The 20,384-nt window shown below is 72.8% G+C and carries 19 protein-coding genes; 10 read left to right on the top strand and 9 right to left on the bottom strand.

Annotated elements, in window-relative coordinates; translation table 11 throughout:
• Nucleotides 1–139: 139 nt before the first annotated feature.
• The 6 genes from ilvD to AB0M76_RS03855 form a co-directional block, all read right to left on the bottom strand.
• On the bottom strand, nucleotides 140–1,993 hold the full coding sequence (gene ilvD / locus AB0M76_RS03880) for a dihydroxy-acid dehydratase (RefSeq protein ID WP_365951353.1): 1,854 nt from the start codon (nucleotides 1,991–1,993) through the stop codon (nucleotides 140–142).
• A gap of 151 nt (nucleotides 1,994–2,144) precedes the next feature.
• The gene (locus tag AB0M76_RS03875) at nucleotides 2,145–2,762 is read right to left on the bottom strand and encodes a TetR family transcriptional regulator (protein ID WP_365951352.1); all 618 of its coding nucleotides are present in this window, start codon (nucleotides 2,760–2,762) and stop codon (nucleotides 2,145–2,147) included.
• Nucleotides 2,759–3,595 carry a sugar phosphate isomerase/epimerase gene (locus AB0M76_RS03870; protein ID WP_365951351.1) on the bottom strand — a complete coding sequence of 279 codons (837 nt, stop codon included), beginning with the start codon at nucleotides 3,593–3,595 and terminating at the stop codon, nucleotides 2,759–2,761. Before AB0M76_RS03870 ends, AB0M76_RS03875 begins: the two co-directional genes overlap by 4 nt.
• A gap of 109 nt (nucleotides 3,596–3,704) precedes the next feature.
• Nucleotides 3,705–4,262, bottom strand: a complete 558-nt coding sequence (gene cyaB, locus AB0M76_RS03865) for a class IV adenylate cyclase (protein WP_365951350.1) — start codon at nucleotides 4,260–4,262, stop codon at nucleotides 3,705–3,707.
• A gap of 110 nt (nucleotides 4,263–4,372) precedes the next feature.
• Nucleotides 4,373–4,687 (bottom strand): 4a-hydroxytetrahydrobiopterin dehydratase, encoded by a 315-nt coding sequence (locus AB0M76_RS03860; RefSeq protein WP_365951349.1) that lies wholly within the window; start codon nucleotides 4,685–4,687, stop codon nucleotides 4,373–4,375.
• Between the two features lie 930 nt (nucleotides 4,688–5,617).
• Entirely contained in the window at nucleotides 5,618–6,547 is a 930-nt protein-coding gene (locus tag AB0M76_RS03855; protein ID WP_365951348.1) for a Ppx/GppA phosphatase family protein, read from the bottom strand.
• 63 nt (nucleotides 6,548–6,610) lie between these two features.
• Between AB0M76_RS03855 and AB0M76_RS03850 the strand changes: the two genes are divergently transcribed.
• The gene (locus tag AB0M76_RS03850) at nucleotides 6,611–7,486 is read left to right on the top strand and encodes a hypothetical protein (protein WP_365951347.1); all 876 of its coding nucleotides are present in this window, start codon (nucleotides 6,611–6,613) and stop codon (nucleotides 7,484–7,486) included.
• A 90-nt stretch (nucleotides 7,487–7,576) separates the two neighbouring features.
• Here AB0M76_RS03850 and AB0M76_RS03845 read toward each other — a convergent pair whose 3' ends face one another.
• Nucleotides 7,577–9,295 carry a hypothetical protein gene (locus tag AB0M76_RS03845; RefSeq protein ID WP_365951346.1) on the bottom strand — a complete coding sequence of 573 codons (1,719 nt, stop codon included), beginning with the start codon at nucleotides 9,293–9,295 and terminating at the stop codon, nucleotides 7,577–7,579.
• A gap of 208 nt (nucleotides 9,296–9,503) precedes the next feature.
• On the opposite strand from AB0M76_RS03845, the gene radA reads away from it, so the two are divergent.
• Together radA and disA are read left to right on the top strand one after the other, a co-directional pair.
• A complete protein-coding gene (radA, locus tag AB0M76_RS03840) occupies nucleotides 9,504–10,907 on the top strand; it encodes a DNA repair protein RadA (protein ID WP_365951345.1) in 1,404 nt (467 codons plus the stop codon).
• A 254-nt stretch (nucleotides 10,908–11,161) separates the two neighbouring features.
• Entirely contained in the window at nucleotides 11,162–12,286 is a 1,125-nt protein-coding gene (disA, locus tag AB0M76_RS03835; protein ID WP_365951344.1) for a DNA integrity scanning diadenylate cyclase DisA, read from the top strand.
• Nucleotides 12,287–12,344: 58 nt separating this feature from the next.
• Here the strand turns inward: disA and AB0M76_RS03830 are convergent, their stop codons facing one another.
• Nucleotides 12,345–13,082, bottom strand: a complete 738-nt coding sequence (locus tag AB0M76_RS03830; RefSeq protein WP_365951343.1) for a hypothetical protein — start codon at nucleotides 13,080–13,082, stop codon at nucleotides 12,345–12,347.
• A gap of 223 nt (nucleotides 13,083–13,305) precedes the next feature.
• On the opposite strand from AB0M76_RS03830, the gene AB0M76_RS03825 reads away from it, so the two are divergent.
• From AB0M76_RS03825 to AB0M76_RS03795, 7 genes are all read left to right on the top strand, one after another.
• Complete coding sequence (locus AB0M76_RS03825) at nucleotides 13,306–13,929, top strand: phosphatase PAP2 family protein (RefSeq protein WP_365951393.1); 624 nt, start codon at nucleotides 13,306–13,308, stop codon at nucleotides 13,927–13,929.
• A 22-nt stretch (nucleotides 13,930–13,951) separates the two neighbouring features.
• Nucleotides 13,952–14,905, top strand: a complete 954-nt coding sequence (locus AB0M76_RS03820) for an A/G-specific adenine glycosylase (protein ID WP_365951342.1) — start codon at nucleotides 13,952–13,954, stop codon at nucleotides 14,903–14,905.
• 183 nt (nucleotides 14,906–15,088) lie between these two features.
• Complete coding sequence (locus tag AB0M76_RS03815) at nucleotides 15,089–15,661, top strand: SigE family RNA polymerase sigma factor (protein WP_365951341.1); 573 nt, start codon at nucleotides 15,089–15,091, stop codon at nucleotides 15,659–15,661.
• Nucleotides 15,662–15,699: 38 nt separating this feature from the next.
• Nucleotides 15,700–16,338, top strand: a complete 639-nt coding sequence (locus tag AB0M76_RS03810; RefSeq protein ID WP_365951392.1) for a hypothetical protein — start codon at nucleotides 15,700–15,702, stop codon at nucleotides 16,336–16,338.
• Between the two features lie 55 nt (nucleotides 16,339–16,393).
• Complete coding sequence (gene cseB / locus AB0M76_RS03805; RefSeq protein WP_053787252.1) at nucleotides 16,394–17,107, top strand: two-component system response regulator CseB; 714 nt, start codon at nucleotides 16,394–16,396, stop codon at nucleotides 17,105–17,107.
• Nucleotides 17,104–18,417 carry a two-component system sensor histidine kinase CseC gene (cseC, locus tag AB0M76_RS03800; protein ID WP_365951340.1) on the top strand — a complete coding sequence of 438 codons (1,314 nt, stop codon included), beginning with the start codon at nucleotides 17,104–17,106 and terminating at the stop codon, nucleotides 18,415–18,417. Before cseB ends, cseC begins: the two co-directional genes overlap by 4 nt.
• A 61-nt stretch (nucleotides 18,418–18,478) precedes the next feature.
• Nucleotides 18,479–19,783: a LamG domain-containing protein gene (locus AB0M76_RS03795; RefSeq protein WP_365951339.1), complete on the top strand. Its 1,305-nt coding sequence runs from the start codon at nucleotides 18,479–18,481 to the stop codon at nucleotides 19,781–19,783.
• A gap of 15 nt (nucleotides 19,784–19,798) precedes the next feature.
• Here the strand turns inward: AB0M76_RS03795 and AB0M76_RS03790 are convergent, their stop codons facing one another.
• Nucleotides 19,799–20,374, bottom strand: a complete 576-nt coding sequence (locus tag AB0M76_RS03790) for a M23 family metallopeptidase (protein ID WP_365951338.1) — start codon at nucleotides 20,372–20,374, stop codon at nucleotides 19,799–19,801.
• Between the last annotated feature and the right edge of the window lie 10 nt (nucleotides 20,375–20,384).

Raw genomic sequence — 20,384 nt, 5'->3', positions numbered from 1 at the left:
CCATCCAGCCCCGACCGGGGGAAATCCAGCCCCGCCGGCGTTTGAGGCGCGGGGGTGCTGGGGCCGGCCCCGCCAACGGCGCCGCACCCGCAGGGTCCGGGCGGACGGAATGCGGCGGAGCCGCGTGCCCGGGGGCGGGTCAGCCGCCCAGCATGCTCACGTCGCGGACTGCGCCCTTGTCGGCGCTCGTGGCCATCGCCGCGTACGCGCGCAGGGCCGCCGAGACCTTGCGCTCGCGGTTCTTCGGGGCGTAGACGCCGCCGAGGGCCGCGTGGCGGGCCGCCAGGGTGGCCTCGTCGACCAGGAGCTCGATCGAGCGGTTCGGGATGTCGATCCGGATGCGGTCGCCGTCCTCGACGACGGCGATGTTGCCGCCCGAGGCCGCCTCCGGGGAGGCGTGGCCGATGGACAGGCCCGACGTACCGCCGGAGAAGCGGCCGTCCGTCACCAGCGCGCAGACCTTGCCGAGGCCGCGGCCCTTCAGGAACGACGTCGGGTAGAGCATCTCCTGCATGCCGGGGCCGCCGCGCGGGCCCTCGTACCGGATGACGACGACGTCGCCCGCCTTGATCTCCTTGCGGAGGATCTTGTCGACCGCCTCGTCCTGCGATTCGCAGACGACCGCCGGGCCCTCGAAGGTCCAGATCGACTCGTCGACGCCGGCCGTCTTCACGACGCACCCGTCGACCGCGATGTTGCCGCGCAGGACGGCCAGCCCGCCGTCCTTGGAGTACGCGTGCTGGACGGAGCGGATGCAGCCGCCCTCGGCGTCGAGGTCGAGGGTGTCCCAGCGCTCGGACTGGGAGAAGGCGGTGGCGGAGCGCACGCAGCCGGGGGCCGCGTGCCACAGCTCCATGGCCACCTCCGAGGTGGTGCCGCTGCGGGCGTCCCACTTCGCGAGCCAGTCCTCCAGGTTCTCGGAGTGGACCGTGGTGACGTCCTTGTTCAGGAGGCCGCCGCGGTGCAGCTCGCCGAGGATGGCGGGGATGCCGCCGGCCCGGTGGATGTCCTCCATGTAGTACGTGCCGCCGGGCGCCACGTTCGGGGCGACCTTGGCCAGGCACGGAACCCGGCGCGAGACCTCGTCGATGTCGGTGAGGTCGTACTCCAGGCCCGCCTCCTGGGCGGCGGCCAGCAGGTGCAGGATCGTGTTCGTGGAGCCGCCCATCGCGATGTCGAGGGCCATGGCGTTCTCGAAGGCCTGGCGGGTCGCGATGGAGCGCGGCAGGACCGAGTGGTCGTCCTGCTCGTAGTACCGCTTGGTGATCTCGACGACCGTACGGCCGGCGTCCTCGTACAGGGCGCGGCGGGCGGTGTGCGTCGCGAGGACGGAGCCGTTGCCGGGGAGGGCCAGGCCCATGGCCTCGGCGAGGCAGTTCATCGAGTTGGCGGTGAACATGCCCGAACACGACCCGCAGGTCGGACAGGCGTTCTCCTCGATCCGCAGCACGTCCTCGTCGGAGACGTTCTCGTTGGAGGCGTCGACCATGGCGTCGATCAGGTCGAGCTTGCGGACGGTGCCGTCGACGAGGATGGCCTGGCCGGCCTCCATCGGGCCGCCCGACACGAACACGACGGGGATGTTGAGGCGCATGGCGGCCATCAGCATGCCGGGCGTGATCTTGTCGCAGTTGGAGATGCAGATGAGCGCGTCGGCGCAGTGCGCCTCGACCATGTACTCCACGCTGTCCGCGATCAGGTCGCGGGAGGGCAGGGAGTACAGCATGCCGCCGTGGCCCATGGCGATGCCGTCGTCGACCGCGATGGTGTTGAACTCGCGCGGGATGGCGCCCGCGGCGCGGATGGCGTCGGAGACGATCCGGCCGACCGGGGCCAGGTGCGTGTGCCCGGGGACGAACTCGGTGAACGAGTTGGCGACCGCGATGATCGGCTTCCCGATGTCCTCGCTCGCTACGCCCGACGCACGCATAAGGGCGCGTGCGCCCGCCATGTTGCGGCCGTGGGTGACGGTGCGGGACCTCAGCTCGGGCATCGGGTTCACTCCCCATGAGTGCGGTGGCGCGAGGCGCCGGCCGCGACTTTACGACTGTGGATATGGCTCGGTTACGAGGCTACGCCCCTGGCCCGGGATGCGGACAGGTTGTCCGCATGACGGGACGCCCGGCTCATTCCTCGGTCAGGGCTCATTCCTCGGTCAAGTAGCGCTGGAGGGTCGGGGCCACGAGGACGACGATGGCCTCCGGGTCGGCGGACGCGAGGGGCTCGACCTGGACCACGTACCGCAGGAGCGCGATGCCGATCATGTGGGAGGCGGCGAGCTCGGCGCGGAAGGTGGGGTCGGGGACGTTGAGGTCGGCCGCGACCCGTTCCAGGACCCGGCGCAGGATCAGCCGGCGCAGGACCGCCGCCGCGGCCTCGTGGGTGAGGGCGGAGCGGATGACGGCGAGGAGGGGGGCGCGGGAGACCGGGTTCTCCCAGATGCCCAGGAAGTAGCGCGCAAGCCGCTCCCCGATGCCCTCGGGGCCCTCCCCGACGATCGCCGGGACGACGAGGGCGGGCTCCATCGTGACCTCGATGGCGGCGGCGAAGAGGTCGTCCTTGCTGCCGAAGTAGTGGTGGACCAGCGCCGGGTCCACGCCGGCGACCTTTGCGATGCCGCGTACGGACGTCTTGTCGTACCCGCGCTCCGCGAACACCTCGCGGGCCGCGAGCCGGATCCGCTCCTGGGTGCCGGGGCCGTCGTCGGCCTCGTCCTGCCGGGGCCGGCCGGGCCCGCGGCGCGGCTTGGCGGGTTCCGTCATGGCCGGGGGGTCCGAACCGGGGTGGCACCGGCACTGGCCGCGAGGTGGAGCCGGGTGAAGGCCAGGGCCTCGGCGAGGTCGGCCTCGCGCTCCGCGGAGGACATCGCGCGGCGGGTGTTCACCTCGATGACGACGTGCCCGGCGAAGAAGCTGGTGGCGAGACGTTCCAGCAGCTCGGCACAGGGCTGGGTGCCGCGGCCGGGGACGAGGTGCTCGTCCTTGGCCGAGCCGTTGCCGTCGGCGAGGTGCACGTGGGCGAGGCGGTCCCCCATGCGGTCGATCATCGCGGCCGCATCCGTACGGGCGGTCGCGGTATGCGAAAGGTCGACGGTGAAGTGCCGGTAGTCGTCCTTGGTGACGTCCCACTCGGGGGCATAGGCCAGCATCTCGCGGTCCCGGTACCGCCACGGGTACATGTTCTCGACGGCGAACCGGACGTCGGTCTCGTCCGCCATCCGCCAGATGCCGCTGACGAAGTCCCGCGCGTACTGCCGCTGCCACCGGAAGGGCGGGTGCACGACGACGGTGGAGGCCCCCAGCCGCTCGGCCGCGGCCTGCGCGCGCTGGAGCTTGGTCCAGGGATCGGTGGACCACACCCTCTGGGTGATGAGCAGACAAGGGGCGTGCACGGCCAGGATCGGCACCTGATGGTGCTCGGACAGCCGCCGCAACGCATCGATGTCCTGGCTGACCGGATCCGTCCAGACCATCACCTCGACGCCGTCGTACCCGAGGCGCGCGGCGATCTCGAAGGCGGTCGCCGTCGACTCCGGGTACACGGAGGCGGTGGAGAGGGCGACTTTCGCGGTCGGGATCCGGACTGGTTTTGCCACGGGGACAGAGTACGGGCCCGCCCCCCTCCCCCGCCGTGACGACCACCACCCCCAGCCCGGATCCCGGACCGCAACCCACGCCCGGATGGGCGGACCTGCCCGTCCGGGCTCAGCCCTGACGACGCGCTCTCACCGCTGCGGTGTACAGCTCGCGGGTCAGGTCCTCCTCTCCGATGCCGAGCTCGGCGAGCACCGTGCGCACGTCGTCAAGGGCCGCGGCCACGTCCTGCTCCTCGACCAGGGTCTCGAGCTCCAGGAAGGTCCCGTCCACCTCGGGGACACGCACCAGCGTGGCGAGCATCTGTCGGCCGCGCGCTTCGAAGGCGTAGTTCCTGCACCGCTTCTCGAATGCGATGGCCGGGACGTATCCGAGGCCGCGCAGCGTCGCGTGCACCGCCTCGGCGTCCTCCACGCGAGTCTCGTGCTCGGGCTTCGACCCGGACTCTTCGTCCACGCGGGCGCCCTTGTACGTGAGGACCGTGCGGGTTCCGTGCGCTCCGTGCACCGTCCGGACCCGAAGCTCTTCGTCGCGGGCCTCCAGCGCCCCGTCGGGGGTGTCGTAGTAGGTGTCCCGATACACCTCGGCCCGGCCTCCGCCCCGCTCCTCCAGTCGCCGCAACAGCGCTTTCGGCGCTCTCACCCGCGCCTTGAGCTCGGCCTCGATCATCCGCCCATCCTCTCTCAGACCGTGCGCTCAGCACTCCGGGCGATCGCCTCGATCATTGGCGGCAGGGCTCCTGCCCGCACGAAAGGGAAGAGGGACCTGCACAAGCCAGGTCAGTCCAGCGGAAGGGCTTGGTGCGCTGCGACGATCGCGTCGATCCGGTGCGCGAGGTCGAAGTCCGCGGCGGTAAGGCGGTATCCGGCGTCGTGCGTCGTGATGGACGCCCGCAAGTGATCGATGCGCAGATCGAGGTCGGCATGATGGTGGATCCGCCGGGACCGGTCCGCGATAGTCACGATCGCCGCCACCGCGGCGTGGTAGCGGATCTCGTACACACGGGTGATCTCGTCACCCTTTCGCTCCCAGCCCGGCAGGCCTCCCAGGCGCTCCGCAATCTCCTCGTCGGACAGCGGCTTCGGTACGGCCATGTCAGCCCCCCTCGTTCACAGGCGCCAGGACCTCGGCCAGGTCCCGGCCTACCGGGGCATCGCGCCACGGACGCATCACCCGCTCCAGAGTGGCGAGTTCACGGCACATATGCGCGGACCGGGTCTCGACGGCGATCTCCACTGCCTGGCGAGCGATCTCGACTGCAGCCCGGGCGCTCGCCCTCCCACCGCCGCCACGTGCGCGGCGACACGTCGAAGTGCCGATCATCGAGGAGCTGCCGCCCATGTACGGATAAACCCTTCGCGGCCTGCTCCATGGTGCGCCAGCCGACGCGGAGTCGCGCTGCCCGGAGAGCGTCATTGCGGTGGCCCATGGCCCCAGCTTGAGGTGTCATCGCATCGGTCCCCGGCCATGGCCGCCACGTGGCCACCGATGGCCGCGCGATGGCCTATCTGCCCCTCTTCGTGCCAGCCCATCATCGGCCCATGAACACGAACAGCGCAGACGAACGCCCCAAGCCAAGGCACACAGCTCCCACTTGGCCCGCCCCGCCAGCGAGCCCCAGCCCCCAGCTGGTGGCCCGTGCCAATGCCGGCTGGCAGCGGTTCCTGCGCAGCGCAGGTGAGCGGTCCGATGTCTGAGGCCTACGAGTACCGACCGCACCCCTTGCTGCGCCGTCGGGTGCGCGATGTTGCGTCCGGTACGGAGGGCGAGCTGATGGCAGTGATCAACGAGCGAAATGCTGCCTGTGCCGACCCGACGGGGGCTACCGGCCGTCGGCCTCACCCCCGAGGGGGCGGGTGTGCAGCCACCGCCGCGCGGTGGTGGAGCCAGGGGGGTAAAGGCCCCGCCCCGGCGAAGCCCCCGAAACCCGGCCGCGCCGACAGCACCCGCCCGCGCAGGCACCGTACCCGCGCCCTCGCCGCAGGCCTCGTACCACCGCCCGCGCCGCAAGCTCCGTACTTGCCTCAGGACGGGAGGTGGTCCAGGCGGCGCAGGATGACGCCCTCGCGGAGGGCCCAGGGGCAGATCTCGAGTTCGTCGACGCCGAAGAGGTCCATCGCGCCCTCCGCGACAAGCGCCCCCGCCAGCAGCTGGGACGCGCGGCCCTCCGAGACGCCCGGGAGGGCGGCCCGCTGCTCGGTCGTCATCGCCGCGAGCCTCGGGACCCACTCCTCCAGGGACTTGCGGGTCAGGTCCCGCTGTACGTACAGCCCGTCCGCCGAGCGTGCCGCGCCCGCGATGCGGGCCAGCTGCCGGAAGGTCTTCGACGTCGCCACCACGTGGTCCGGCGCCCCGAAGCGGCTGAACTCGCCGACCGTGCGCGCGATCTGGGCCCGCGCGTGCCGGCGCAGCGCCCGTACGTCCGCCGCGTCCGGCGGGTCGCCCGGGAGCCAGCCCGTCGTGAGGCGGCCGGCGCCCAGCGGCAGCGAGACCGCCGCGTCCGGGTCCTCGTCGATGCCGTACGCGATCTCCAGCGAGCCGCCGCCGATGTCGAGGACCAGCAGCTTGCCCGCGGACCAGCCGAACCAGCGGCGGGCGGCGAGGAACGTCAGCCGCGCCTCGTCCTCGCCGCTGAGGATGGGCAGGTCGACGCCGGTCTCGGCCAGCACCCGGGCCAGGACCTCGTCCGCGTTGGTGGCTTCCCGTACGGCACTGGTCGCGAAGGGCAGCACGTCCTCGCAGCCCTTGTCCTCGACGGCCTGCGCGGCCTCGCCGATCACCGATACGAGGCGCTCTATGCCCGCCGGGGTGACCGCTCCGGCCTCATCGAGCAGCTCCGCCAGCCGCAGTTCCACCTTGTGCGAGTGCGCCGGCTGCGGGCGCGCGCCGGGGTGCGCGTCCACCACCAGCAGATGGATCGTGTTCGAACCCACATCAAGGACACCGAGTCTCATACGAGGAAACGCTACTGTGCGGCTGGAGTATGGGTGGCGTAAGGGGCGCTTAGGCTTGGGTTTGTGCCAAATACGAAGAAGGCCAACAAGTCCAAGCCCGCCGAGAAGCCCGAGACGCCCGAGAAGACCGAAAAGGTCAAGAAGGCCGACAAGGCGAAGAAGGCGAAGCCCCAGGCCAAAGCCTCGGTCGCGCGTGACGACGAGAAGGGGCTCGACTTCCCGCGAGCCTGGGTGGAGTTTCCCGACCCCGCCGATGCCGAGCAGGTCTTCCGCTGCGACCTGACCTGGCTGACCTCCCGCTGGACGTGCATCTTCGGCAGCGGCTGCCAGGGCATCCAGGCCGGCCGGGCCGATGACGGCTGCTGCACCCTCGGCGCGCACTTCTCGGACGAGGACGACGAGAAGCGGGTCGCCGAGCACGTGGCACGGCTGACGCCCGAGCTGTGGCAGTTCCACGACGTCGGCAGCGAGACCGGTTGGACGCAGCACGACGACGACGGGGAGAAGCAGACCCGCCGCTGGGACGGCGCGTGCATCTTCCTGAACCGGCCGGGGTTCCCCGCCGGCGCCGGGTGCTCGCTGCACATCCTGGCGCTGAAGAGCGGCCAGGAGCCGCTGGAGACCAAGCCCGACGTGTGCTGGCAGCTGCCGATCCGCCGGACGTACGACTGGATCGACCGGCCGGACGACACGCGGGTGCTGCAGGTGTCGATCGGCGAGTACGACCGGCGCGGCTGGGGTCCGGGCGGGCACGACCTGCACTGGTGGTGCACGTCGGCGACGTCCGCGCACGGCGCCGGCGAGCCGGTGTACGTGTCGTACCGCGCCGAGCTGAAGGAGCTGATGGGCAAGGAGGGGTACGAGGCCCTCGTGAAGCTGTGCGAGGCCCGGCTGTCCTCGCTGCTGCCGATGGCGCCGCACCCCGCGGACCCGGCTTAGGCCGACCCGACCCGACCGACCCGGCCTGGCCGACCCGACCCGACCTGGCCGACCCCGCCTAGCCCGCGCCTAGCCCTCGCCTAGCCCCGCCTAGCCCGCCGCCGGCCCGCTCGGGTCCGCGGGCGGGGAAACCGTTCCTCCTGAGGCGCTCGGCGTCGGAGTCGGTGTGGGCGTCGGCGTGGGCGTGGGGGTGTCCGTCGGCGTCGGGGTGGGTGTCGGGGTCGGCGTCGGGTGCGTGGGCTCCGTCGGCGTGGGTGCCGGGCGGCCGCGGCCCTGGACGGAGACCACCGCGCCGCCCGGATCCACGCCGACCCGGGCGGACCAGGCGCCCGTGGGCTGGGCCTCGGTGTCCACGGTGATCTGCAGGGTGATCGATTCTCCAGGGGCCAGCGTGCCCGCGGTCCGGCTCGCGCGCAGCCAGGGGGCGTCGGACCAGAGCCGCCAGTGCACCGGGGCCCCGCCGGACGCGGTGAGGGTGAGCAGGGTGGTGCCCCCGCGCGAGGAGGCGGCGACGGAGAGCCGGCCGGGGTTCCCGGCCCGGTCGGGGGCGGCCGTCGGCCCGGTGCTGATCACCTCGACGGAGACGTCCGGGGTGTCCGGGGCGGCGCTGCCCGTGGCGAAGCCTGGCTCGCCGGTGGTGTGGGCGGTGTTGCCGGCGTTCTCGTACGCGCGCAGCGGGCGGCCGTCCTGGTGCGGGAGGGGGATCTGGGACTCGCTCGCGGAGATCCGGGTGGCGTCCGCGCCGACGGGCTCGCCGGTCTCCGGGGCGCCGCGGTACGCGGCCCAGAGCGCGAGGACCGGGGCCGCGACGACGGTGGCGACGACGGTGGTGGTCACGAACCGGGCCCGCAGCCGGTCGCGGCGGGCCGCACGGTCCCGGGGGTCCATCGGGAAGCCGGTGCGGTCGAAGCGGGGGCCGGGCCTGCGGCGGCGCCGGCCGCCGCCGGAGCGCAGCATGGCCGCGCGGACGGCGGTGCGCGGGGCGGGGACCAGCGGGAGCGCCGCGTGGATGCCGCCGGTGCCGGGCCAGGGCGAGGCGGCGTCGACGCGTTCGGCGACGCGGCGGCAGCGCGGGCAGTCGTCGACGTGGCGGACCAGCTCGGCGCGCAGGGTGGTGGACAGGAGCACCTGGCCGTCGCCGGTGAGCCGGGAGACGGAGGGGCAGCTGCCGGTCTCGACTACGGCGAGGGCGGCGCGGGTCCGCTCCACCTCGCAGGCGGCGCCGGCCAGCAGCTCCCGGGCGGTGGCGGGGGGCGTGCCGAGGACGGCGGCGAGCTCGGGGACGCCGAGGCGGTGGCGGACGGCGAGCTCGAGGGCCTCGCGCTGCGCGGGCGTGGTCCCGGCGGCCTCGGGCCAGGCGAGGCGGGCCAGCTCGGTGCGCCGGTAGGCATTCACGTCCAGGGAGCGGTGCGCCTCCGGCACACGCTCGGAATCCGTGCGCTCCGGCGTGCGCCGGGCGGAATGCGCTCCCTGCCGGGTCCGCCGGTGCTCGGCCAGCCGCTGCAGACAGCCCCAGCGGGCGAGGGCGTACAGCCAGGCCCGCCGGCCGCCCTCGTCGGGACATCGGCCCGGGTGCCGCTCGGCGACGGCGAGGACGTCGGCGAGCACCTCGGTGGCGGTGTCGTGGTCGCAGAGGACCGACAGGCAGTACGTGAACAGGCCGTCGAGGTACGGCTCGTGCCGGAAGGCGGGCGGCTGCCGTTCTCCTTCGGGCCCTTCTCGGCCTTCGGGGCCCTCGGGGGGCGTGCGCCCGTGCGCCCGGTGTGCGCCGGTGCGCTGGGCGGGGCTCTCCTGGCTGCTGCTGTTCACCCTGGCGAAGGTAGGCCGCACGCCGGTGACGGCCGTGAAGCCTTCAGCTGTTTTAGCCCTTACGGGTGAACAGATCGAACCCGTGCTGACAGCGGCCCTGACGCCGGGCGTGCGGGCAGGGGCGCGGACCCGGCGCGGAGCCGGGCCCGGCCCCGGACCCCGGCCCGTGGCGCGGGCGCTGTCACAGGGGCCGGATACCGTGGGCCGCATGGCTGCCCGTACATCTCGTTCATCCGCCAAGGACCGGCCGTCCTACCGCTGCTCCGAGTGCGGCTGGACGACCGCGAAATGGCTCGGGCGGTGCCCCGAATGCCAGGCGTGGGGCACCGTGGAGGAAATGGGCGGCGCGCCCGCCGTACGGACCACCGCCGCCGGCCGGGTCTCGGCGCCCGCGCTCCCGATCGCGCAGGTCGACGGCCGGACGGCGACCGCCCGCAGCACCGGCGTGGACGAGCTGGACCGGGTCCTCGGCGGCGGGCTCGTGCCCGGCGCCGTCGTCCTGCTGGCCGGCGAACCCGGCGTCGGGAAGTCGACGCTGCTGCTGGACGTGGCGGCGAAGGCGGCCAGCGAGGCGCACCGCACGCTCTACGTGACGGGCGAGGAGTCGGCGAGCCAGGTGCGGCTGCGGGCCGACCGGATCAACGCGCTGAGCGACCACCTCTTCCTCGCCGCCGAGACCGACCTGTCCGCCGTACTGGGCCACCTCGACGCCGTACAGCCCTCGCTGCTGGTCCTGGACTCCGTGCAGACCGTGGCCTCGCCCGAGATCGACGGCGCACCCGGCGGCATGGCCCAGGTCCGCGAAGTGGCCGGGGCGCTGATCCGCGCCTCCAAGGAGCGCGGGATGGCGACCCTGCTGGTCGGGCACGTCACCAAGGACGGGGCGATCGCCGGCCCCCGGCTGCTGGAGCACCTGGTGGACGTGGTCCTCAGCTTCGAGGGCGACCGGCACGCACGCCTGCGCCTCGTACGCGGCGTCAAGAACCGGTACGGGGCCACCGACGAGGTCGGCTGCTTCGAACTCCACGACGAGGGGATCACCGGGCTCGCCGACCCGAGCGGGCTGTTCCTGACCCGGCGCGCGGAGGCCGTCCCCGGGACCTGCCTGACGGTGACGCTGGAGGGCAAGCGCCCGCTGGTCGCCGAGGTGCAGGCGCTGACCGTGGACTCGCAGATCCCCTCGCCGCGGCGGACCACCTCGGGCCTGGAGACCTCCCGCGTCTCGATGATGCTGGCGGTGCTGGAGCAGCGCGGCCGGATCACCGCGCTCGGCAAGCGCGACATCTACAGCGCCACCGTGGGCGGGGTGAAGCTGACGGAGCCGGCCGCCGACCTGGCGATCGCGCTCGCGCTGGCCTCGGCGGCGAGCGACGTGCCGCTGCCGAAGAACCTCGTCGCGATCGGGGAGGTCGGCCTCGCGGGCGAGGTGCGGCGCGTGACCGGGGTGCAGCGGCGGCTCGCGGAGGCGCACCGGCTCGGCTTCACGCACGCCCTGGTGCCCGGCGACCCCGGGAAGGTGCCGGCCGGCATGAAGGTCACCGAGGTCGCGGACATGGGCGACGCCCTGCGCGTCCTGCCGCGCGGGCGGTCGCGGGCGGCGGCCAAGGAGTAGGCGGCCGCGGCGCAGGGGCCCGTGGAGTGGGCGGTCACGGCGTCGGCGCCCGCGAAGGTGTGGCGGAGTGACCGCGCAGGAGCCGTGCAGGAGCGGTGGAGTTGGCGCAGGAGTGCCTGGTGAGGGGACCCGTACGGGGTCCCTCGGGGGCGCACCTGGCCAAGCCACGGCGGGCGCGCAGCGCGCGCCGGTAGACTTTGTGCTGGTCCGCCCGGCCGTACGCAGGCGGCGCAACCCGCGACCGGAGGAGTGCAGTGGCAGCCAAGGACGGGGCAGCAGCATCCGGGAAGTCGGGCGCGAGCTCCAAGCAGGAGGCCATGATGCGCGCCTCGCTGAGCGCGGTCGCACCTGGTCAGCCCCTGCGTGACGGTCTGGAACGGATCGTCCGCGGCAACACCGGCGGCCTCATCGTCCTCGGGATGGACAAGTCCGTCGAGGCGATGTGCACGGGCGGATTCGTCCTGGACGTGGAGTTCACCGCGACCCGGCTGCGCGAGCTGTGCAAGCTCGACGGCGCGCTGATCCTGGACAAGGACATCACCAAGATCCTGCGGGCCGGCGTCCAGCTGGTGCCGGACGCGTCGATCCCGACGGAGGAGACGGGCACCCGTCACCGCACCGCGGACCGCGTCTCGAAGCAGTGCGGCTTCCCCGTGGTGTCGGTGTCGCAGTCCATGCGGCTGATCGCGCTGTACGTGGACGGGGAGCGCCGGGTCCTGGAGGAGTCCGGGGCGATCCTGTCGCGGGCGAACCAGGCGCTGGCCACGCTGGAGCGGTACAAGCTGCGGCTCGACGAGGTCGCGGGGACGCTGTCGGCGCTGGAGATCGAGGACCTGGTCACGGTGCGCGACGTGACGGCGGTCGCGCAGCGGCTGGAAATGGTTCGCCGCATTGCCACGGAAATCGCTGAATACGTGGTCGAGCTGGGTACGGACGGCCGACTGCTGTCGCTCCAGCTGGACGAGCTGACGGTCGGCATCGAGCAGGAGCGGGAGCTGGTGATCCGGGACTATGTGCCGGAGCCGACGGCGAAGCGCTCCCGCACGGTGGACGAGGCGCTGCCGGCGCTGGACGCCCTGACGCATCCGGAGCTGCTGGAGCTCGGCATCGTGGCGCGCGCGCTGGGGTACACGGGCTCGCCGGAGACGCTCGACTCGGCGGTGTCCCCGCGGGGGTACCGGCTGCTGGCGAAGATTCCGCGGCTGCCGGGGGCCATCATCGAGCGGCTGGTGGAGCACTTCGGGGGCCTGCAGAAGTTGCTGGCCGCGTCGGTGGACGATCTGCAGACGGTCGACGGGGTCGGGGAAGCCCGTGCGCGGAGCGTCCGCGAGGGCCTGTCCCGCCTGGCGGAATCCTCGATCCTCGAGCGCTACGTCTGATCCTTTACGCGGACCTCGCGCCGCTCGGCGCCGGGGCGCCTCCCGGGCTTCGGGCCGCTTAGTCCTGCTTGAGGACGAACGACGTTCGGGCGACCGGCATGCCCGGGGACTTGACCTCCACCACGTACGTATCCGGAGCCGCGCTCCCCGCCGGAGGCGCCTGGCACTGGTCGGCCGCGCTGAACTTCCTGTCCCACTCCAGCGACTGCTTCGTCTCCCCCTGCGCCGGCACCCGGAAGAACGTGTTGCCCGCGCCCGACGGGCAGTCCGACGAGGACCAGACGGCCTTGCTGGTGCTCGCCTGGAGGATGGTCAGGACCGCCTGCTTCGGGCCGAGGTCGACCTTGCAGGTCGTGCCGGAGACATTGCGGGCGACCAGTTCGAGGCGGGGCTTCTCGCTCGTCTCGTACTCGTTCTTCACGCTCTTGACCTCCCACTGCAGCCCGCTCGGGGCGCACGTGGGAAGCGGGGAGTCCGCCGGGACCTGGGACGTGGAGCCGCCCGTACCGCCACTGCCGCTGCCCCCGACGCTGCCGGCGGAGCCCGAACCCGCGCCCGCCGCCGTGCCCGGAGTGCCGCCCGGTTCGCCGTTCTTGCCCGCGCCGCCGCCCGACTCCGCACGCCCGCCCGGCGCCTGACTGATCGCCGGCCCCGTCCCCGCGGGCCCGGGGGTGATCGAGGCGACCGGGTCGGGCCCCTTGTCGCCGCCCTTGCCGTTCGTACTCGACTTCCCCCCACCGGAACTGACGGTCCATACGGCGAGGAGCGCGAGCAGCGCGACAACGGACGCCAGCACAGCCCTCCGTCGCCAGTAGATGGAGGAGGGGAGCGGCCCGACCGGATTGCGCATAGATCCCACGGACGGAACTTTACGAGAGTCCGCGGCCCGATCTGCGCCCCACATGCCGCGCAAGCGGCTTGTTCTGCCGATGATCATCCTGCGGGCGGACGTCCGACCGGTGAGAATCGGCCAAGAGTCCCACGTCAGGCGCGATCGCGTTTGAGTACGGTCGGTGACCATAGACACCTCCGGCCTCTACCGCGACATCACCGATTCCGCCCGCTCCGCACCCGGCTGGGTGCAGTCGGTGTTCGAGGCCTGGACGGAGTACGGGCTGGTGCTTTTCGGCCTGCTCTTCATAGCTGTGTGGTGGCGTGCGCGCACCCAGGCCGGCCCGCGGGCCGTCGCCCTCGCCGTCCTCGCGCCGCTCGCCACCGCCGTCGCGTACGTCGCGTCCGAGGCCGTGAAGTCAGCCGTGAACGAGGAGCGGCCCTGCCGGGCCGTCGCCGGGGCCGCCGCCTCGCTCGTCGCCTGCCCGGCCCCGGGCGACTGGTCCTTCCCCAGTAACCACTCCGCCATCGCGGGCGCCGCCGCCATCGCGCTGGCCCTCGCCGTACGCCGCCTCGCACTGCTGACCGTGCCGCTGGCCCTGCTGATGGCCTTCTCCCGGGTCTTCGTCGGCGTTCACTACCCCCACGACGTGGGCGTGGGCCTGCTGCTCGGCGGTTCGCTCGCCGCCCTCTTCGTCCTCGTCGTCCTCGCCCTCACCGGTCCGATCAGTACGATCACCGCCGCCATGCGGGCGAGCGGGGGGCGCGCCGCTGTCTGGTTCACCGGCCCGGGCCCCGCGCGGCAGCCCTGAAACGTGCCAGGATGCCGTTGCCATGACTGCATCCACCAGCCCTTCCCCCGAGACGTCCCCCGACGCGTCCCACGCGCTGCACTCCCCGGTCATCGCCTGGTTCGAGGAGCACGCCCGCGACCTGCCCTGGCGCCGCCCCGAGGCCGGCCCCTGGGGGGTCATGGTCAGCGAGTTCATGCTCCAGCAGACCCCGGTCAGCCGGGTCCTGCCGGTGTACGAGCAGTGGCTCGCCCGGTGGCCCCGCCCCGCCGACCTGGCCGCCGAGGCCCCCGGCGAGGCCGTACGGGCCTGGGGGCGGCTCGGCTACCCCCGCCGGGCCCTGCGCCTGCACGGCGCGGCCGTCGCGATAACGGAGCGGCACGCGGGCGACGTACCGCGGGAGCACGCACAGCTGCTCGCGCTGCCCGGGATCGGCGAGTACACGGCGGCCGCCGTGGCCTCGTTCGCGTACGGGCAGCGGCACGCCGTGCTCGACACCAACGTGCGCCGGGTCTTCGCCCGCACCACGACCGGGGTCGAGTACCCGCCGAACGCCACCACGGCCGCCGAGCGGCGCCTGGCCCGGACCCTGCTGCCGGAGGACGAGGAGACCGCGGCCCGCTGGGCGGCGGCCTCGATGGAGCTCGGCGCCCTGGTGTGCACGGCCAAGTCCCCGGACTGCACGCGCTGCCCGGTGGCCGGGCTGTGCGCGTGGCGGCTGGCCGGGAAGCCGACCCACGAGGGGCCGCCGCGGCGCGGGCAGACGTACGCGGGGACGGACCGGCAGGTGCGCGGCAAGCTCCTCGCGGTGCTGCGGGATGCGGTCGGGCCGGTTCCGCGGGCGGTGCTGGACACGGTCTGGGACGAGTCCGTGCAGCGGGCCCGGGCGCTGGACGGGCTGGTCTCCGACGGGCTGGTCGAACCGCTCGCCGGGGGGATGTACCGGCTGCCGCAGGGCCCCGCGACGAACCTGGCCCAGGGACCCGCGACGGACTGAGCGAACTGAGTGGGGGATTCCGCTTCTTCCGGCCAAACCCCAGCTCACGGCACTGTTACACAACCTATGGGTGTCCGTGCGTCCACCGAAGGCTGGCCCGCACAGGCCCGTGACAACCCCTCCGTACCTTCGAATGCGTAGGACACGGGGATGAGCGGTTGCACGGGACGGAGGCGGTCTGAGATGGCGCACGGCGAGGTACTCGGATTCGAGGAGTACGTACGCACTCGGCAGGATGCGCTCCTGCGCAGCGCCCGACGCCTGGTCCCGGACCCCACGGACGCGCAGGACCTCCTGCAGACCGCGCTGGTGCGCACGTACGGCCGCTGGGACGGCATCGCCGACAAGTCCCTGGCCGACGCCTACCTGCGCCGCGTCATGATCAACACCCGGACCGAGTGGTGGCGCGCCCGCAAGCTGGAAGAGGTCCCCACCGAGCAGCTCCCGGACGCCTCCGTCGAGGACGGCTCCGACCAGCGCGCCGACCGCGCCCTGCTGATGGACATCCTCAAGGTTCTCGCACCCAAGCAGCGCAGCGTGGTCGTGCTGCGACACTGGGAGCAGATGAGCACCGAGGAGACCGCCGCGGCGCTCGGAATGTCGGCGGGTACTGTGAAGAGCACCCTGCACCGCGCGCTGGCCCGGCTCCGGCAGGAGTTGGAGAGCCGGGATCTGGACATGCGTGCGCTGGCGCGCGGTGACCACCGCGGTGACCACACCATCCGGTACGAGGGGCGTGAGCGGTGCGCGGCCTGAACGGCCAAAGCTTGAGCGGCAGAAGTCCGCTGGTGCTGATGTCGGCGGGGACGGTCGTCCTCGTCGGCACAGTGCTGTTCGCGGCCGGATGCGCCACCGGCGGCACCGGCCTGCGCGACGGCGGCCCCGCCCACACCGAGGCCGTGGCCAAGAGCGGCTCGCCGACGGCCACCCCGCCCGACCACGTCCCGGCCACGACCGGGGCCTCGGGCAAGCCCGCCAAGCGGGTCGACCCCGTCGCACTGCTCCAGGCGGACCCCAAGGTCAGCGCCGCGGTCAAGCGGGACCTCAAGCCCTGCACGGGCAAGGAGTACCCGATCGACGTGAGCTACGGGAAGGTCACCGGGGGCTCCGTCGTCGACATCGTCGTCAACGTGCTGTCCTGCGCCGACGCGTTGGGGCGGGGCTCGTACGTGTACCGGGCGGAGGGCGGGACGTACGAGAATGTGTTCTCGGACGAGCAGCCGCCCGTCTACGCGGAGATCGACCGGGGCGACCTGGTGGTCACCAAGCCCGTCTACGGGAAGAGCGACGCCCTCGCCTATCCGTCGGGCGAGGACGTGATCACGTACCGCTGGAACGGGGAGAAGTTCACCGAGCAGGACCGGGTGCACACCGACTACAGCAACATCGGCGGTGCGGCCCAGCCGGCCCCCGCGGTCACCCAGAAGAACTGACGACCCGAAGAACCGACGTACCGAAAAAGCGAAGAACCGAGGCGAGGCTTCCCGCATGGCCGAGACCCATGTCCTGTTCGTGGAGGACGACGACGTCATCCGTGAGGCCACGACCCTGGCGCTGGAACGCGACGGGTTCGTGGTCACCGCCATGCCCGACGGCTTGTCCGGCCTGGAGTCCTTCCGGGCCAACCAGCCGGACATCGCGCTGCTGGACGTGATGGTGCCCGGCATGGACGGCGTGAGCCTGTGCCGCCGGATCCGCGACGAGTCCACCGTCCCCGTGATCATGCTGTCGGCGCGCGCCGACTCGATCGACGTCGTCCTGGGCCTGGAGGCGGGCGCCGACGACTACGTCACCAAGCCCTTCGACGGCTCGGTCCTCGTCGCCCGGATCCGCGCCGTGCTGCGCCGCTTCGGCCACGCCGGCGGCCCGCAGAACGGCCGGCCGGGGGCGAACGGCGAGGACGGCTCCGAGGAGCGCGGGGTGCTGGTCTTCGGCGACCTGGAGGTCGACACCGAGGGCATGGAGGTCCGCAGGGCCGGCGCCCCGGTGGCGCTGACGCCGACCGAGATGCGGCTGCTCCTGGAATTCTCCTCCGCACCCGGCACCGTTCTCTCGCGCGACCGCCTGCTGGAGAGGGTCTGGGACTACGACTGGGGCGGCGACACCCGCGTCGTGGACGTCCACGTACAGCGGCTGCGCACGAAGATCGGACAGGACCGCATCGAAACGGTCCGAGGATTCGGATACAAACTCAAAGGATGAGGCGCTTCACCCTCCGTACGGGGATCCGCTGGAAGATCACGCTCGCCATCGCCGCCGTCGGCGCCCTCGTCGCGGTCGCGCTGAGCCTGGTCGTGCACAGTGCTGCCCGCGTGTCGATGCTGGAAAGCGCCCGCGACGCACAGCTGGCCAACGTCAACGTCATCGCCCGCTTCGTCGAAGCCGGGCGCAAGCCGGCCTTGGGGGCCAAGCTCAACGACCCCGAGCTGCCCGCCGCACTGCGCGAGAAGGCGCGGTCGGGGCGGCGCGGCACGTACGTCCAGGAGTCCCGCAAGGGAGTGCCGGAGGTGTGGGCCGCGGTGCCGCTGGGCAACGGGCAGGTGCTGTCTTTGCACAGCGAGTTCAAGGAGAGCGCCAACATGGTGCGCGACCTGGACCGGGCCCTGGTCGTCGGGTCGATCTCCGTCGTCGTCGCGGGCGCCGCGCTCGGTGTGCTCATCGGCGGGCAGATCTCGCGCCGGCTGCGCAAGGCCGCGGCCGCCGCGCAGCGGGTGGCGCACGGGGATCCCGACGTACGGGTACGGGACGCGGTCGGGGGCGTCGTACGCGACGAGACCGACGACCTCGCGCGGGCCGTGGACGCCATGGCGGACGCGCTCCAGCAGCGGCTGGAAGCCGAGCGGCGGGTGACCGCGGACATCGCGCACGAGCTGCGGACCCCGGTGACGGGCCTGCTCACGGCGGCGGAACTGCTGCCTCCGGGGCGGCCGACCGAGCTGGTGCGGGACCGGGCGCAGGCGATGCGAGTGCTGGTCGAGGACGTACTGGAGGTGGCCCGGCTGGACAGCGCGTCCGAGCGGGCGGAGCTCCAGGACGTGGCGCTGGGCGAGTTCGTGAGCCGACGGGTGACCGCGCTGATGCCGGAGGCTTCGGTACGGGTGGTCGCGGACGAGATCGTCAGCACCGACCCGCGGCGGCTGGAGCGGATCCTGGGGAACCTGCTGGCCAATGCCGCGCGGTACGGGCAGGCACCGGTCCAGGTGGACATCGAGGGGCGGGTCGTCCGGGTCCGGGACCACGGGCCGGGCTTCCCTGAGGCGCTGCTGCGCGAGGGGCCGAGCCGGTTCCGGACCGGGTCGACGGACCGCGCCGGGGTGGGGCACGGCCTCGGGCTGACCATCGCGGAGGGGCAGGCGCGGGTGCTGGGCGCCCGGCTGACGTTCCGCAACGTGGCGGCACCGGGCGGCGTGGACCGCGAGGGAGCGGCGGCCGGAGCGGTGGCGGTGCTGTGGCTGCCGGAGCACGCGCCGACGGCGACGGGAAGCTTCCCGATCATCAAGGTACAGAGCTGATCGCGCGCGGATCGGGACCGGGCCGTACAGCTGTGCGGGCCGGTGTTTTAGCATCCGTGGCATGACCGACGGTACGAATCCCCCCAGCAACCCGCAGCCCGAGCCCGCCCCCGGGAACGGGGGCTACGGGTTCCCGCCGGTCCCGCCGGCCTCCGCGGCCGGCTACGGCTACCCGCCCGGCACCCCGGCGCCGGGTGGCGGCGGCAGCTTCGGCCCGCCGCCGGGCGCGCCCGCGGACGGCGGCGGCTACGGCTACCCGCAGGCGGGTGCTCAGCCCGGCGCGCAGCCCGGCCAGCACCAGCACCAGCACCAGCACCAGCACCAGCACCAGCACCAGCAGGCCCCTGCCCCGGATGCCGCGCCGCAGCAGTGGGCCCAGGGGCTCCCGAACATGGCCGGCCCGGCCGCGCCCGGAGCTCCGGGCCCCGGGCTCCCCGGGCCGTTCGCGCCGCAGCCGGACCAGCCGGACTGGGAGGCCATGGCCGACCGCTCGGCGGCCGAGAAGCGCAAGAAGCGGCTGTGGATGATCGGCGCCGCGGTGACCGTACTGGCGCTGCTCGCCGGGGGTGGAACGTTCCTGCTGCTGGGCGGCGACGACAAGGGCAAGAACGAGGCGAAGGACGACACGCCGTCCCCGACCGCGCCGGCCACGCCCTCCCCCAGCGGGTCGAAGAGCAAGACCCCGGTCGACAACACCCCGACCGTCAAGGACGACCCGACGCAGATCCGGGACCGCAGCGGAAAGGCCCCGCTGAAGATGGGCCCGGACGCCGGGGTCTTCCCGATCGAGAAGCGCTTCGAGATCCGGACGAAGGGCAACGAGAACTCGTACGCCGAGTCCGCGAAGAGCGTCGTGGACACGTCCAAGAGCTTCACCGTCTCGGCGCACGTCTGGAACCGCGCCCCGAAGGGCCGCCAGATCGCCGTCAGCCAGGGCAACGAGAAGTCCTTCTCGTTCGAGCTGGGACTGGACCAGGTGAACGGCAAGCCGACCTGGGTCTTCCGCGTCCAGACGGGCGACCAGGGCGCCGAGGCGACCGCGGTGACCGTGACCGGCGAGAGCCCCAGGATGGAGAAGACCTTCTCCACCCTGACCGGGACCTACGACGCCGAGCGCAAGCAGATCGCCCTCTACGTCAACGGCAAGAAGACCGGCGAGGCCCCCGTCCCGGGCGTCTTCCAGGCTCAGGGCCCGCTGCAGCTGGCACGCTCGCGCCACGAGGACAAGTGGACCGCGCCGTGGAGCGGGGCCATGGAGACCGTGCAGACCTACGACGTGGTGCTCTCGCCCGCCCAGATCGACACCCTCAAGCCGGGCAGGGTCGACGCGGCGGCGAAGCCGACGGGCTCCTGGCTCCTGTACTGACCGTGGTCAGAGGGCTCAGACGGTGACGCCAGCGTTGCGCAGGAACGCGACCGGGTTCACGGCCGAGCCGTAGTTCGGGGTGGTCCGGATCTCGAAGTGGAGGTGCGGGCCGCTCGAGTTGCCGGTGTTGCCGGACAGCGCGACCTGCGTGCCCTTGGAGACCTTCTGGCCGATCCGGACCTTGATCTTCGAGAGGTGCGCGTACTGCGAGTACGTGTTGTTCGCGTGCTTGATCACGATGGCGTTGCCGTACGCCGGGCCGTCGCCGCCGCCGTTCGGGCCGGCCTTGACGACGACGCCGGCGGAGGCGGCCTTGACCGGGGTGCCGACGGCGCAGGCGAAGTCCTGGCCCGAGTGCTTGTGGGACCACATGCTGCCGCCCTTGCCGAAGGTCGCGGAGAGCGTGTAGCTGGCGACCGGCTTCTGCCAGGCGACGGTCTTCGCGGCGGCCACGGAGGCCTTGGCAGCGGTCTTCGGGGCCGTGTCGGCGAAGGCGGCGGTCGTCCCGGCCCCGAGAGCCAGGACCGCACCGAGAGCGGTGGTGCCGATGGCGAGACGGGTACGACGGGTGCTGACGCGCTTCGCGAACATGTAAGGAGAC

The organism is Streptomyces sp. NPDC051364, from assembly GCF_040682115.1.
GTDB lineage: Bacteria > Actinomycetota > Actinomycetes > Streptomycetales > Streptomycetaceae > Streptomyces.
This window is presented reverse-complemented; position numbering and strand designations above follow the sequence as displayed.